The organism is Aestuariivivens insulae (genome assembly GCF_022662195.1).
GTDB classification, from domain to species: Bacteria; Bacteroidota; Bacteroidia; order Flavobacteriales; family Flavobacteriaceae; genus Aestuariivivens; species Aestuariivivens insulae.
In genome coordinates this window covers 151,374-166,172 of the sequence record NZ_JAKMCS010000002.1, presented here as the reverse complement: position 1 = coordinate 166,172, position 14,799 = coordinate 151,374, and the positions used below count along the sequence as shown (strand labels likewise).

At 34.5% G+C, this 14,799-nt stretch carries 13 protein-coding genes; 11 read left to right on the top strand and 2 right to left on the bottom strand.

Translation table 11 applies throughout. From position 1 onward, the window contains the following. The first annotated feature begins 50 nt into the window (after nt 1–50). From MR062_RS03420 to queA, 9 genes are all read left to right on the top strand, one after another. Nucleotides 51–1,412, top strand: a complete 1,362-nt coding sequence (locus MR062_RS03420) for a M48 family metalloprotease (RefSeq protein WP_242202682.1) — start codon at nt 51–53, stop codon at nt 1,410–1,412. Between the two features lie 8 nt (nt 1,413–1,420). Then, entirely contained in the window at nt 1,421–2,956 is a 1,536-nt protein-coding gene (locus MR062_RS03415) for a DUF6770 family protein (protein WP_242202681.1), read from the top strand. An 83-nt stretch (nt 2,957–3,039) separates the two neighbouring features. After that, nucleotides 3,040–3,990, top strand: a complete 951-nt coding sequence (rsgA, locus tag MR062_RS03410; protein WP_242202680.1) for a ribosome small subunit-dependent GTPase A — start codon at nt 3,040–3,042, stop codon at nt 3,988–3,990. A gap of 111 nt (nt 3,991–4,101) precedes the next feature. Beyond that, complete coding sequence (dtd, locus tag MR062_RS03405) at nt 4,102–4,554, top strand: D-aminoacyl-tRNA deacylase (RefSeq protein WP_242202679.1); 453 nt, start codon at nt 4,102–4,104, stop codon at nt 4,552–4,554. Between the two features lie 179 nt (nt 4,555–4,733). Next, on the top strand, nt 4,734–6,653 hold the full coding sequence (locus tag MR062_RS03400) for a DUF3857 domain-containing protein (protein WP_242202678.1): 1,920 nt from the start codon (nt 4,734–4,736) through the stop codon (nt 6,651–6,653). Nucleotides 6,654–6,658: 5 nt separating this feature from the next. After that, nucleotides 6,659–8,680, top strand: coding sequence for a DUF3857 domain-containing protein (locus tag MR062_RS03395; protein ID WP_242202677.1), 2,022 nt, complete (start codon nt 6,659–6,661; stop codon nt 8,678–8,680). Continuing rightward, nucleotides 8,681–9,007: a nucleotide pyrophosphohydrolase gene (locus MR062_RS03390; protein ID WP_242202676.1), complete on the top strand. Its 327-nt coding sequence runs from the start codon at nt 8,681–8,683 to the stop codon at nt 9,005–9,007. It begins immediately after the preceding gene. A gap of 109 nt (nt 9,008–9,116) precedes the next feature. Beyond that, nucleotides 9,117–10,349: a 3-phosphoshikimate 1-carboxyvinyltransferase gene (locus MR062_RS03385; protein ID WP_242202675.1), complete on the top strand. Its 1,233-nt coding sequence runs from the start codon at nt 9,117–9,119 to the stop codon at nt 10,347–10,349. Nucleotides 10,350–10,537: 188 nt separating this feature from the next. Next, nucleotides 10,538–11,587: a tRNA preQ1(34) S-adenosylmethionine ribosyltransferase-isomerase QueA gene (queA, locus tag MR062_RS03380; RefSeq protein ID WP_242202674.1), complete on the top strand. Its 1,050-nt coding sequence runs from the start codon at nt 10,538–10,540 to the stop codon at nt 11,585–11,587. A gap of 12 nt (nt 11,588–11,599) precedes the next feature. Here queA and MR062_RS03375 read toward each other — a convergent pair whose 3' ends face one another. Then, nucleotides 11,600–11,824 (bottom strand): hypothetical protein, encoded by a 225-nt coding sequence (locus MR062_RS03375; protein ID WP_242202673.1) that lies wholly within the window; start codon nt 11,822–11,824, stop codon nt 11,600–11,602. 315 nt (nt 11,825–12,139) lie between these two features. Here MR062_RS03375 and rlmN point away from each other — a divergent pair, with 315 nt between their 5' ends. After that, nucleotides 12,140–13,180, top strand: a complete 1,041-nt coding sequence (rlmN, locus tag MR062_RS03370) for a 23S rRNA (adenine(2503)-C(2))-methyltransferase RlmN (protein ID WP_242202672.1) — start codon at nt 12,140–12,142, stop codon at nt 13,178–13,180. Between the two features lie 155 nt (nt 13,181–13,335). After that, nucleotides 13,336–14,313 carry a polyprenyl synthetase family protein gene (locus MR062_RS03365; protein WP_242202671.1) on the top strand — a complete coding sequence of 326 codons (978 nt, stop codon included), beginning with the start codon at nt 13,336–13,338 and terminating at the stop codon, nt 14,311–14,313. A 64-nt stretch (nt 14,314–14,377) separates the two neighbouring features. Here MR062_RS03365 and MR062_RS03360 read toward each other — a convergent pair whose 3' ends face one another. Continuing rightward, entirely contained in the window at nt 14,378–14,758 is a 381-nt protein-coding gene (locus tag MR062_RS03360; protein WP_242202670.1) for a DoxX protein, read from the bottom strand. Nucleotides 14,759–14,799 lie beyond the last annotated feature (41 nt).

Genomic DNA, 14,799 nt, shown 5'->3' with positions numbered 1-14,799 from the left:
ATAGAAATAAAATCTGATATACATATAGTTTTTTCTGATAAGAATATAGAATGCGCCTAAGAATATTTTATCTGTTTATTTTTTTATCGATTTCAGTTGCTAGTGCTCAAACAAATGCAAATGAGTATATCCCTAAAAACCTTGATTCCATAAAAGGGTATTTAAAAGCAATTAATTTAAAGTTTATAGATGGCATTGATGGAAAGTTTTCATCCAAAATCAAGAAGATATATAAAGATAGGGATGAAAAAGTTATCAAGGCAATAGAAGATAGTGCTTATGTTTTTAACGTTAGAATAAAGCAGAATTTAGATGTGTTGTTAAGGCATGTTTACGATGCTAATCCACAAATCCATTCCAAAGATTATTATTTTTTTATAAATAATTCATTGGTTCCCAATGCAGCATGCTATGGGGACGGAATGTTTGAAATAAATCTTGGCCTGTTGTCTAGACTTGACAGTGAAGATGAACTAGCATTTGTTATTTGCCATGAGATAGCCCATATGTTGTTGAACCATTCATTAAAAGGAGTGACAAAAGCAATGTTGAATTTGTATTCCGATGAAACAAAAAATAAAATAGAAGAAATAAAGAGGCAGGAATATGGACGAACACGCGCCGCATTATCTGTAATAGACGAATTGAACATCGATATATTGAACCATTCCAAAGAAGTAGAGGCCCAGGCCGATTCATTGGGTTATATTTTGTTTTCCAATACTAAATACAAGAAGCCTAAAGCATTGACAGCCCTGGACAAATTGAAGAAAGTTGATGATATGGTATTTTCCCATCCAATGAAGCTAGATAGTGTTTTTAATTTTGAGAATTACCCCTTTAAAGCCTATTGGCTTGAGGAAAATAGTACTTCATTGTTCGATATCGATAAAGAGATTAATGATTTTCAATTGGTTTCAGATTCGATAAAAACTCACCCTGAGATTGTATTTAGGAAAGAAAAACTTATACAAGAGTTTGATATTATTTCTGAAGAAAAAAGAGATCAGTATTTTAAGGATCATTTACATGAAATAAAAAAGGATGTCAATATAAAGGTTGTAAAGAGTACTTTCGATTTGAACTTTTTGGATTTAGCAATCTATCACTTGATAGAGAGGTATAATAATAGGAAAATAGACATCGAGTATTACCATTTGTATATGGCTAAGGTTTTACAACGATTATATGAGATTAAGAAAACCCATGAGATGGGAAAATATATCCCGCCAAAAAGTAATTTTTCAAAAGAAAAACAATTGAACTTGATTAGGCTGTTTTTACATAATTTGGAGTTAAAAGAAGTTGAAAACCTAGGATTTGCATATTGCGATGAGAATCAGCCAAAAATGCTAAATAATAAAGAGTTTGAAGATGTTTACATGTTTTTTAAAAAAATAAATAACCAATAATAACCAATATGAGAAAAATTTTAATCCCAATTATTGTATGCCTTTTTAGTGTGAGCCTAATTGCTCAACATAAATCGTTAAATGAAATCGCTTCTTTTAAAATTAGAAATGCAGGAGCTTTAATAGATAAGAATAAGGATGTTGATGGCTACTATTACTATTATGAAGTTGATAAGCTAAAAAAGAAACAGAGAGAATATGCTATTAAGCTGTTAGATAATAATTTAAATGAAACGGTTACAAAATCATATATAGATAATAAAAATACAATCTTGGCCGATAGTAAGTTTAATAATCAGGCTTTGATGTTCGCTATGTTTAATAAAAAGGAAGAACAATTCAAGTTAGTTGCTTTCGATAGAAAAGGGGAGCAAGGGGAAGATATTATTGTACCCATAAACAAAAAAGAAATGAGATGGGTAGGGTTTATGGAGCAATCGGGAGCTTTCAACCTATTATTGCCGGTAGATAATAAGGGGTTCTTGTTTAACTATGTAAAAGACAACAAAAAAATAGGTTATAGTTTAAAATACATTGCTACCGATGGGGGCACGTCTTGGAATTATGACTCGCCAGATGACGCAAAGGAAATTATGATGCTTAACCCAATTGAGGCCAATAATGAGGTTGTTGTGGCGATGCAGAGTTCAAAGAAATCAGTGCTAAGTCAAACAGTTAACATGAAAATTATTGTTTTAGATATTGAGACAGGTAAATTGTTGTTCGAGAAAGAATATGATAGAGAAAATAATCCTAGGCTTATTACAAATGCATTCCTTACTAAAGAAAAAACATTGGTGCTTTTGGGGGAATATTTTGATAAAGGAGACAATATACTAAAGGCAAGCAGTAAAGGGCTATTTTCGCAAATAGTGGATTTGTCGGGCAAGGAGTTAGCAGATAATAAAGTAGGTTGGACAGAAAGAATAGATAAAATAATGCCACCAGATTCTGATGGGAAGAAAAGGGCAAGTACTTATGTGTACTTTCATGATATTGTTCGAACCCAAAAGGGGACTTTTTATTGTGTTGGTGAAAAGTATAGAAAAACGGTAAGTTTGGCCGGGGTGTTAGGTATGGCAGCAAATGCTAGAGGAGGAAACTCTATGACCCAGCTTACCATTACAGATGTTGTTATATTTGAATTTGATGCCAATTTTAAATTGAATGATATTAAAGTGTTCAAAAAAGGGAAATCCAGGGCTCCAAGTATTATGGATATTGGAAGTCCTCAACTTAATGCGCATGCATTGAAGACTTTAGGGGCTTTCGATTATGAGTTTACCCAAATAGATACTGGTAGAGATCGGTTCTATGTTAATTTTATAGATTATGAAAGGTTAAAAGGAGAGAAAAATAAATCGGCTTTTAAAACCATTATGTATAGTGATGGTCAATTATCTCAGGACAAAATTTATTTGAGTGAATCTAAGGGGAGGACAAAATTTAGGGTTTTTCCAGCCAAATTAGGTCATGTGATGCTAATGGAGTATAATAAAAAGGAAAAGAAATTAGATATCCATTTAGAAAAATTAAATATTTAATTGCTTACAGATAGATAGGAGACCGCCAATAGGCGGTCTTTTTTTTGTTGTATTAGAATTTAATTATTTACATCTTTGTTGTAATGACAGGCATCGTTTATAAATCTACGGGAAGTTGGTACACGGTCAAGACCGAGTTAGGTCATGTGTATGAGTGCAGGATAAAGGGAAAGTTCCGTATCAAAGGCATTAAAAGCACCAATCCTATAGCTGTGGGTGATGTGGTAGATTTTGAGCTGGAAACTAATAACGATGATGTTTCAGGGATCATCCACAAGATACATGATAGAAAAAATTATATAGTACGAAAGTCGGTGAACCTATCTAAGCAAACGCATATAATTGCAACCAATCTAGATCAGGTTTTTTTAATGATTACCATTAACAACCCACCAACATTAACCAGTTTTATCGATCGGTTTTTGGTCACGGCCGAAGCTTATTCCATAAAAACCATATTGCTTTTTAATAAAACTGATACTTACGATGAAGAGACTTTATTAGAAGTAAAGTATTTGGCACATGTATACCGAAACATTGGTTACGAATGTATTGGAATATCGGCAAAAACTGGAAAAAATATAGAAAAGGTAAAAACGTTAATGACCGGTAAGGTAAGTATGTTTTCCGGGCATTCTGGAGTTGGTAAATCAACTTTGGTAAATGCCATAGAACCTACGTTGGATTTAAAGACCAAGGAGATTTCCAGCTTGCATATGCAGGGGCAACATACCACCACTTTTGCCGAAATGTTCGATACCAGTTTTGGAGCCAAAATAATTGATACTCCAGGAATTAAGGGGTTTGGTGTCGTAGATATGGATAAGGAAGAAGTAGGGGATTATTTTCCTGAAATTTTTAAGCTAAAACAAGACTGCAAATTTAATAATTGCTTGCATGTACAAGAACCAAAATGTGCGGTAAAGAAAGCTTTGGAGAACGACGAGATAGCCTATTCGCGTTACCGAAGCTACTTGCAAATCATTCAAGGTGAAGACGAGCATTACAGAACCGATAATTGGGAAAAACAGTAGCTTAGTTTGCAGTCTCAGTATTCAGTATTCAGTGATCAGTAGGCAGTAAGCAGTATTCAAAATATTTAATAATAATTAAACAGTAAAGACCTCTTTTGAGGTTTAGGAAAAATGAAGGTTATAGTACAAAGGGTTGCCAATGCAAGCGTAACTATTGAAGGGGAAAAAGTAGCTTCAATTGGTGAGGGGCTTTTAATCCTTTTGGGCCTTGTGAACGAAGATGCCCAAGAGGACATCAAGTGGCTGTGCAATAAAATAGTTAACCTGCGCATTTTTAATGATGATAACGGCGTAATGAACAACTCCTTAAAGGATGTTAATGGAGAAACTATTGTTGTAAGCCAGTTTACCCTTCACGCTTCAACAAAAAAAGGAAACCGACCAAGTTATATTAAGGCGGCAAAGCCAGATATTGCCATTCCGCTTTATAAAGCCTTTGTAAAACAGCTTGAAAATGAATTGGGAAAAACAGTACAAACGGGTAGGTTTGGAGCCGATATGAAAGTAGAATTGTTAAATGACGGGCCAGTAACCATTATTATAGATTCCAAAAGCAAGGAATAGCTATTGTCTTATTTTTAGTGAATTCAAATAAAGATTTTTTTTCTTATTTCAGATTGATTTCTCACATCTTTTTTTATATTTGAAAAGCAGGATTTTTAACAACCTACCTACTAAAGGTTTTAAAATTCTAACAAATCTCTCAAGACGTTTTATTAGAAGTAATTACAAACCTTTGGTTTATGAATATTAGATTATTCTGTATTTTCCTATTATGTCTTAATGGCTATAGCCTATTTTCACAAGACAGTTTATACTCCAGTTTAACCATTCCTGAAAATTTAACAAAGAATGCCAATGCGGTTGTTAGGTTAGATCAAACAAGTATTGAAATAGTTTCGATAAATGAAATGATAGAGACAAGGCACTTTATTATAACTGTAATGAACAAAATAGGAGATAGGAGTGTTGAGTCAATAGTATATTATGATAATAATATAAAAGTAAAAGATCTAAAAGCATCAATGTATGATGAGCATGGTGTTCAAATAAAGAAATTCAAGAAGAACGATTTTAAGGATATTAGTGCAGTAGGAGGGGGTACTTTATATTCGGATGCCAGAAACATCTATTTAGATTATACACCAATTAAATACCCTTATACATTAGAGTTTATTTCTATTGTTAGTACTAGAAATACAGCTTTTATCCCCTCTTTTGATCCAATTGAGGGGTATTTTACAAGTGTTGAAAATAGTTCATATATAATCAAATACCCTTCAAATCTTTCTATAAGGAAAAAAGAACAAGAATTAAAGGGGATAGATGTGTCTGTTGATGCTATTGATGGTAAAATTACTTATAGTATTTCAAATGTAGAAGCATATAAACCTGAAAGCTACAGTCCGCCTTTTCGAATTACTGTCCCTAAAGTATTATTTGCACTAAATGAGTTTAACTATGAAGGAGTAACGGCGAAGGTTGAAAATTGGGGGGCTATGGGGAAATGGTTCAATGATAATTTATTGATAGGCAGAACTGCTTTGCCGGAAGGGACAGTTGCTGAGATAAAAGCATTGATTAAAGAGGATGATAGTGATTTGGAAAAGGCAAAAAAAGTGTATAAATATGTTCAAGACAATACTAGATATATTAGTGTACAAGTTGGTATAGGAGGTATGCAACCAATTTCTGCTACAGATGTAGATAAAGTTAAGTATGGAGATTGTAAAGGATTGACCAATTACACGAGGTCATTATTGGAAATTGTAGGGGTAAAGTCTTACTATACAAGGCTTTATGCTTCTCCTTACAATCAGTTAGATGTGGATGAAGATTTTGTTTCATTTGGAGGTCAAACGAATCACGTTATACTTAATATTCCGCAGGAAAACAAAGAAGACATTTGGTTGGAATGTACAAGTCAAAAAGTGCCCTTTGGTTTTATAGGTGATTTTACAGACGACAGAGATGTTTTGGTAATCACTCCAGAAGGAGGTAAAATAAAGCATACCAAAAAGTATGCTACCGAAGAAAATATACAAACTATAAAAGGTAAATATGCAATTTCAAATGAAGGAACAATAGACGTTAATGTTGAAGTAAGCTCAAAAGGGATACAATATGATGATAAGTTTATGCTAGAATCTGAAACGCAAAGAGATCTGGATGTTCACTATAAAAAGCGTTGGCGCTATATTAATAATATGGACATTAATAATATGGACATTATTAATGATAAAGAAAATATTGAGTTTATAGAGACGTTGAATTTTCAAGCAACAAACTATCCTAAAATAGTGACCAATAGAATGCTCTTAACTGTAAATGCATTGAATAGGAATATAGAGGTTCCAGATCGTTATAGAGATAGAAAACTACCGCTACAAATAAAAAGAGGGTTCAAGGATATTGATGAAGTTGAAATAAAGTTGCCCGACGATTATAAAGTAGAATCATTGCCAAAAGGAATCACCATTGAAAACAAGTTTGGGAATTACCACTATGAAGTCATTGAAAAGAATGAAAATACTTTAATATACAAAAGGGAATTTGTAGTTAATGATGGAGAGTTTCCAAAAGAAGATTATGATGATTTTAGAAACTTTTATAAAGCGGTTTCAAGGCACGATAATGCTAAAGTAGCACTAATTAAAAAGTAACAATAATGAAAAAAGTAATTGTATCATTAGTCTTGTTGTTTGTTTTACAAATAGCATCTTCACAGGATTATAAATTTGGTAAGGTTTCAAAAGAGGAATTGGAAGAAAAATATAATCCTATGGATTCATCGGCCAGTGCAACCTATTTATATAAAAAAAGGAGAACATTTTTTGTATATAATACAAATGATGGATTTGAATTAATCACAGAAGTGCATGAGCGTATAAAAATATACAACCAGGAAGGCTTTGATTATGCTACAAGGATTATAAACCTAAGTAAATATAACTCAGATGAGGAAAAGGTTTCTGGGCTTAAGGGTTATACTTTTAATCTAATAGATGGAAAAATAGAAGAAACTAAGCTTAAAAAGGATGGTATTTTTGAATCTGAAGAACATGATTATTTAGATCGAACCAAATTTACGATGCCTAATATCAAAGAAGGAAGTGTCATTGAATATGAATACAGAATAGGCTCTCCTTTTTATTGGAACGTAGATGAATTTGTTTTTCAGGAAGATATTCCTATAAAGAAAATTGATGCTAGGTTTGAAGCACCAGAGTATTTTAACTTTAAAATAAATACTAAAGGGTTTTTAATGATTACCCCAGATAGAGAAACGACAAGGGATAAAATAACATTTACTGATAAAGTTAGGACCGGTGGTAATGGTTTGTACGATGGGGCAGCAAGAACAAGTTATCAAAATACTAACGTTGAGTTTAGTAAAGAAATTTATAATTACAGTCTTGAGAATGTCCCGGCACTAAAAGAAGAACCTTATGTTAATAGTATAGACAATTACAGATCTGCGGTAAAGTATGAACTGTCATATACTAAATTCCCCAATACAACAATGAAGTTTTATTCAACTACTTGGGAAGATGTTGTTAAAACCATCTATAAAAGTTCGAGTTTTGGAACTGAGCTGGATAAATCTGGTTATTATGATGATGATATAAATAATTTAATTAGTACAGTTTCTGATCCCATAGAAAAAATAAATTTAATTTATAATTACGTTAAGGCTAGAGTAAAATGGAATGGGTATTATGGTAAATATACAAATGATGGTGTTAGAAAGGCCTATAAAGAACAAGCTGGGAACGTTGCAGAAATCAATTTAATGCTTACCTCTATGTTAAGATATGCTGGATTAAACGCTAACCCGGTTTTAGTGAGTACAAGGAAAAATGGAATTCCATTATTTCCTACTAGGGATGGTTATAATTATGTGATTTCGGCCGTTGAAGTGCCTAATGATGTGATTTTATTGGATGCCACTAGTAAATATGCCATGCCAAATGTGTTGCCTTTTAGAACCTTAAATTGGGAAGGTAGGGTAATTAGAAAGGATGGCAGTAATGAAACCATCAATCTTTATCCTAATGAAAAATCCCAAAATACTATTTCCATGTTGGCGGATTTAAATGACATGGCTAGTTTGGAGGGGGGTATAAGATATGTTAAATCGTCCCACAAAGCTATGTCTTTCAGGGAAGATTATTTGGAGACTAATAAAGAACAATTTTTGGAAGACTTAGAAAATAAGTATAATGGGATGGAAATTGCTGACTTTGAGGTTAAAAATGATACAGAGTTGAGCAAGCCTGTAATGGAAACCTTTAAGTTTTCGTTAGAAAATCAAGCCGATATTATTGGAGATAAAATTTATTTCTCACCACTATTTTTTCTTAAGACCAAAGAAAACCCTTTTAAATTAGAAAAAAGGGAGTTTCCTGTAGATTTTGGCTACCCTTCTAAAAATAAATACATGGTTAATATTAAATTACCTGAAGGATATAAGGTGGAATCTGCTCCAGAACCCATAATTTTGCAATTACCTGATAATTTAGGGGTATATAAATATAATATTGTATTAAAGCAGTCGGCAGTACAATTAATTGTTGAAGCCGAGATAAATCAAGCTATCATTAGCCCTCTATACTATGATGCATTAAAAGAGTACTTTAAACAGTTAATTGAAAAAGAAAACGAACAAATAGTTTTAACAAAAGCATAGATGAACATTCAAAACGCACAACAAGTAGTAGACGATTGGATTAAGGAGCATGGCGTACGCTATTTTAACGAACTCACCAATATGGCACAACTTACCGAAGAGGTTGGTGAAGTGGCCCGTATTATAGCACGTCGGTACGGAGAACAAAGTGAAAAAGAAAGCGATAAGGATAAGGATTTAGGGGAAGAATTGGCCGATGTATTGTTTGTGTTGTTGTGTTTGGCAAACCAAACGGGAACCGATTTGCAACAGGCCTTCGACAAAAGAATGGATAAAAAAGCGAAGCGCGACCACGATAGACACCATAATAACGAAAAATTGAAGTGATCGCTTTAGCATAAATTAAAGGAAGGGTATAAAAAAATACTAAGTTTCGGTAGCATTAATCTCTATTATAGAGTAAATTTGCCTGCTTTAAGCGCAAGGCAATTTTACAATGGATATTACACTTCACCAATCTAAAATCGAAAACCGTAAATCTGAAATCACAATAACAGGCTCTAAGAGTGAATCTAACCGTTTGTTATTGCTACAGGCATTGTACCCAGAATTAAAACTGGAGAATGTTTCAAATTCCGATGATAGTAACTTAATGGCCAAAGCCTTAAGTTCGATGTCCGATGTTGTAGATATTCATCATGCAGGAACCGCTATGCGATTTTTAACGGCTTACTTTTCGGTTCAAGAAGGACGGGAAGTAACGTTAACAGGCTCTAAGCGCATGAAAGAGCGCCCCATTGAAATTTTGGTTGAAGCCTTACGGGAATTAGGAGCAGATATTGCTTATGTAGAAAATGAAGGCTACCCACCCATAAAGATAAAAGGTAAAAAGCTTACAAAGCACAAGGTATCGCTAAAGGCCAATGTAAGCAGTCAATATATTTCTGCACTTTTATTGATTGCTTCTCGATTGGAAAATGGCATTGAATTACATTTAGAAGGAGACATTACCTCCATTCCTTATATAAAAATGACCTTAAGCCTCTTGGATGAAATAGGTGTAGAAAATGCGTTTGTTGGTAATACCATTACCGTTAAACCCAATGTCCAAGAATTAAAACCTCAAACTTTAACTGTAGAATCCGATTGGTCGTCGGCATCCTATTATTTTAGTATTGTAGCATTATGCGATGTAGGTACCGAAATCACACTGTCGTCATATAAAGAAAATTCGCTTCAAGGCGATTCTTCATTAGTGGATTTTTACAAACACTTTGGAGTTGAAACGGCTTTTTCAGATAACAGTGTTACACTGGTGAAGACAGCAGATATCAATCGCCAATCAATAATTGAATTTGATTTAACAAAATCTCCCGATATAGCACAAACTATAGCGGTTACTTGTTTTGCATTGGGTGTAGCTTGTAATTTAACGGGGCTGCATACCCTTAAAATTAAGGAAACTGATAGGTTGGTGGCCTTAAAAACTGAAATTGAAAAATTAGGGGGAGCCGTTGAGATTACAGATAAATCATTGCATTTATCGCCTTCAACACAAATTAAGGAGATGGTTTCAATAGCAACCTATAATGACCATAGAATGGCTATGGCCTTTGCACCTCTGGCATTAAAAACAGCAATTATTGTAGAAGATGCAATGGTGGTTTCTAAATCCTATCCTACCTTTTGGGACGATTTACAAACCCTGGGTTTTCAAATAAAAAAATAAAAATCATCCATTTACTTGACAACCCCTATATCGAGATTGTATATTTGCAGCTTTGTAAAAAAGACAGGTATAGATGAAACATTCATAACCAGGATTTTGTCACACGAAAAAATGATTAATATGAATGTTACATTCCAGTGCTGAGCGAAGTCGAAGCATGACCACTGAAAAACAATAACTATAAACACATGAAATTATCAAACTTCGGTTTTACCCTACCAAACGAATTATTGGCAGAATACCCTTCAGAAAACAGAGATGAGGCCCGCCTAATGGTTTTAAACAGAAAAGAACAAACCATAGAGCATAAACTTTTTAAGGATCTTATCGACTATTTCAACGAAGATGATGTGTTGATTTTGAACAACACAAAAGTTTTCCCAGCGAGGTTATACGGTAATAAGGAAAAAACGGGAGCTCGTATTGAAGTATTTTTGTTAAGGGAATTAAACGAAGAACAGCGTCTTTGGGATGTTTTAGTAGATCCAGCACGTAAAATACGTATAGGAAATAAATTATACTTTGGCGACGACGATACCCTTGTTGCCGAAGTTATAGATAATACAACCTCCAGAGGAAGAACACTTCGCTTTTTATACGATGGATCCTATAAAGAATTTAGAAATAAATTAAAGGAGTTGGGAGAAACCCCATTGCCTAAATATATTAAGCGTGAGGTAGAGCCAGAAGATGAAGACCGCTACCAAACTATTTTTGCTAAAAATGAAGGAGCCGTTGCTGCTCCAACAGCAGGATTGCACTTTTCAAAGCATTTATTGAAACGTTTGGAAATTAAAGGTGTTAACTTTGCAGAGGTTACTTTACATGTAGGTTTAGGGACCTTTAATCCTGTTGAGGTTGAAGATTTATCCAAACATAAAATGGATAGTGAAGAATTAACCATAGATGCCAAAGCAGTAGAAACGGTTAATACAGGTATTCAAAACAAAAAGCGTGTTTGTGCCGTAGGGACAACCGTTATGCGTGCTATTGAAAGTTCGGTGTCGTCCAATGGCTTGCTAAATGAAATGGACGGTTGGACCAACAAGTTTATATTCCCACCCTACGATTTTAGTATTGCCAATTGTATGGTAACCAATTTCCATACACCAAAATCTACTTTATTGATGATGGTATCGGCTTTTGCAGGTCACGATTTTATTAAACGGGCATACGACGAAGCGATTAAAGAAGGCTATAAGTTCTATAGCTATGGAGATGCTATGTTGATTTTGTAAAGAAGAGTTTATTTAATCGAAAAGAATTCCCCGCATGCTTGCATCGGGGTTTCCGCTGAAATTGTCATTCCCGTGAAAACGGGAATCTAAATAATAGAATTTCGGTTTTGACCCTAAGGTCAAAATGAAACCAGCGAAATACCCCTGTGGCTTGCCCTGGGGATAGTTGGTTTCAAGAAATTCTTTTATTATAAATAAAATAAAGGCCTTGTTTATCAAGGCTTTTTTTTTGGGCATTACCACGCCTTAAGCGCGGTCGGGCTTTACACTGTATCTTTTATTTGGTAGCCGAAGTGTTGCACTGGGTTTATTGAAATGCACGCGAAGCTACCAAATAAAAGGATGCCGTTGCAATCCCTAATGCAATTGTTCAGTCCAGTAAACTACCTTGGAGGAAGCTTACAAAGTATCGTAGAGAAAACATCAAAAATTTTGAAGCAAGCCTGCCTGCCAGTAGGCAGGCTTCTGGCTATTTAAATCTCGATTATCGAGTTAAAAATCGTCAACCGTAATGCGTCAATCGAAATTCCTTTCACTATTTTTGCATCACTTATGGTAACAAACAAAAAAGATATTCGCGCATTAACCAAAGAACAGCTAAGGGATTTCTTTGTAAAGCAAGGTGATAAAGCCTTCCGGGGCAACCAAGTTTACGAGTGGCTTTGGCAAAAAGCAGCACATACTTTTGATGATATGACCAATATTTCGAAAGAAACGCGTAAAATGCTTGAAGACAATTTTGTTATTAACCATATTGAGGTCGATAATATGCAGCGCAGTAACGATGGAACCATTAAAAATGCGGTGCGGTTACACGATGGCTTAATAGTAGAATCGGTTTTAATCCCTACCCCTACACGAACTACAGCTTGTGTGTCCAGTCAGGTGGGTTGTAGTTTAGATTGTAAATTTTGCGCTACAGCACGTTTAAAACGTATGCGTAACCTAAATCCAGACGAGATTTACGATCAAGTAGTGGCCATCGATAACGAGAGTAGGCATTACCATAACAGGCCATTGAGTAACATTGTATTTATGGGTATGGGAGAGCCACTAATGAACTATAATAATGTTCTAAAGGCTATCGATAAAATAACCTCTCCAGAAGGATTGGGGATGTCTTCCAAGCGTATAACCTTATCGACTTCAGGTGTGCCAAAAATGATAAAAAAGATGGCCGATGATGGTGTTAAATTTAATTTGGCAGTGTCCTTGCATTCGGCCATAGAAGAAGTTCGAACATCTATCATGCCTTTTAACGAAACGTTTCCCTTAGACGATTTGAGAGAAGCCCTAGAGTATTGGTATGCCAAGACCAAAAGAAAGATCAGTTATGAATATGTGGTTTGGAACGGTATTAACGATACCCAAAAGGATATAGATGCCTTGGTGAAGTTTTGTAAGTATGTGCCCTGTAAGGTGAATATTATTGAATATAATCCTATAGATGATGGCGAATACCAACAAGCGTCAAGCGAAGCATTGGAGCAATATATCAAGACATTGGAGCAACATAGAATAGTGGTTAATGTGCGCCGTAGTAGAGGTAAGGATATCGATGCGGCTTGCGGACAATTAGCTAATAAAAGTTAAAGAGAGCTATCGCGTTATGAAGTCATTTCTAAAGCTTGTCATTTCTAAGTGTTACCCTGGGCTTGTCGAAGGGAAGGCAGGAATCCATTTAAGAAATAATTTATTCAAAATTTAGATTACTAAAACTTATATTTGAAATCTCTTAGAGTTTACATTTGAAAATTGTAGAACAAATAAAACAACCCGTGGCCTTCGAGATGGAGCTTTTCGAACAAAAGTTCCAATTGTCCATGTCCAGTAAGGTAGCCCTTCTCAATAGAATTACACATTACATAGTAAATCGTAAAGGTAAACAGATGCGGCCTATGTTTGTGTTTTTGGTTGCCAAGATGGTGTCCAATGGCGAGATAAGTGAACGTACCTATCGAGGGGCATCGGTTATAGAGCTTATCCATACGGCAACGTTGGTTCATGACGATGTGGTAGACGATAGTAACCGCCGCCGTGGCTTTTTTTCGGTAAATGCGCTGTGGAAAAATAAAATCGCCGTGCTTATAGGCGATTTTCTATTGTCAAAAGGCTTGTTATTATCTATAGATAATAACGATTTCGACTTGTTAAAAATCATTTCCATAGCCGTGCGTGAGATGAGTGAGGGCGAATTGCTTCAAATTGAAAAAGCACGAAAGTTAGATATAACAGAGGAGGTATATTACGAAATCATACGGCAAAAAACAGCAACACTCATTGCGGCCTGTTGTAGTTTAGGAGCAGCTTCGGTAAAGCCAGAATCGCAACATGTTGAGGATATGAGAAAGTTTGGGGAGCTTATAGGTATGGCATTTCAAATAAAAGACGACCTGTTCGACTATGGCGATGCCCAGATAGGGAAGCCTACCGGTATTGACATCAAGGAGCAAAAAATGACCTTGCCCTTAATACATGTCCTTAATAAAGCCGATAAAAAACATAGAAATTGGCTAATAAACTCGATAAAAAACCATAATAAGGACAAAAAACGAGTTAAGGAAGTTATAGCCTTTGTTAAGGATAATGGCGGATTGGACTATGCCATAACCAAAATGAAAGCGTTTCAAATCGATGCTTTAAAAATTCTTAATTCATACCCTAAATCAGATTACAGGGACTCACTGGAACTTATGGTGAACTATGTAATTGATAGAAAAAAATAAGGTTGTCTCAACAACTTTATTAGTTTAAGACAACCCTACTTTTATAAAACCTAAATAATAACGTTTAAGAAAAAAGTGGTTTGTATTTTTCCTTATAGTGTAAAAGTAGCACGACATTTAAAACGGCAACAATTAATGCGGTCCAAGTTTTGCTAAAATCATTATCAGAAAGGTTAAATATCAAAAAGGAGATGCTAAGCGGAAATAAAACAATTAAAATAAAAGGAGTCCATTTATTAAAAACTAGAAGTAACCCTATAATAATCTCAAAGATGTAGAGATAAGGTAGGTATCCAACAACGGCATCTATAAAATCTCTAGTGTTTTCGGGCATCTCACCATAAGTAAATGGTATAAAGTGGAAAAATTGGTTTAAAGCATAAAAGATTAGGAATAAGCCTAATATCAATCTAAACCATACCGAAACAGGACTTTGTGGTTTCATAACTAGTCATTAAAATTGTTAAACTTTGTCTATAGTATAAT

Coding starts and splice junctions, on each gene's coding strand:
- MR062_RS03420 (WP_242202682.1), top strand. CDS start 51: ATGCGCCTAAGAATATTTTATCTGTTTATTTTTTTATCGATTTCAGTT.
- MR062_RS03415 (WP_242202681.1), top strand. CDS start 1,421: ATGAGAAAAATTTTAATCCCAATTATTGTATGCCTTTTTAGTGTGAGC.
- rsgA (WP_242202680.1), top strand. CDS start 3,040: ATGACAGGCATCGTTTATAAATCTACGGGAAGTTGGTACACGGTCAAG.
- dtd (WP_242202679.1), top strand. CDS start 4,102: ATGAAGGTTATAGTACAAAGGGTTGCCAATGCAAGCGTAACTATTGAA.
- MR062_RS03400 (WP_242202678.1), top strand. CDS start 4,734: ATGAATATTAGATTATTCTGTATTTTCCTATTATGTCTTAATGGCTAT.
- MR062_RS03395 (WP_242202677.1), top strand. CDS start 6,659: ATGAAAAAAGTAATTGTATCATTAGTCTTGTTGTTTGTTTTACAAATA.
- MR062_RS03390 (WP_242202676.1), top strand. CDS start 8,681: ATGAACATTCAAAACGCACAACAAGTAGTAGACGATTGGATTAAGGAG.
- MR062_RS03385 (WP_242202675.1), top strand. CDS start 9,117: ATGGATATTACACTTCACCAATCTAAAATCGAAAACCGTAAATCTGAA.
- queA (WP_242202674.1), top strand. CDS start 10,538: ATGAAATTATCAAACTTCGGTTTTACCCTACCAAACGAATTATTGGCA.
- MR062_RS03375 (WP_242202673.1), bottom strand. CDS start 11,824: ATGCCCAAAAAAAAAGCCTTGATAAACAAGGCCTTTATTTTATTTATA.
- rlmN (WP_242202672.1), top strand. CDS start 12,140: ATGGTAACAAACAAAAAAGATATTCGCGCATTAACCAAAGAACAGCTA.
- MR062_RS03360 (WP_242202670.1), bottom strand. CDS start 14,758: ATGAAACCACAAAGTCCTGTTTCGGTATGGTTTAGATTGATATTAGGC.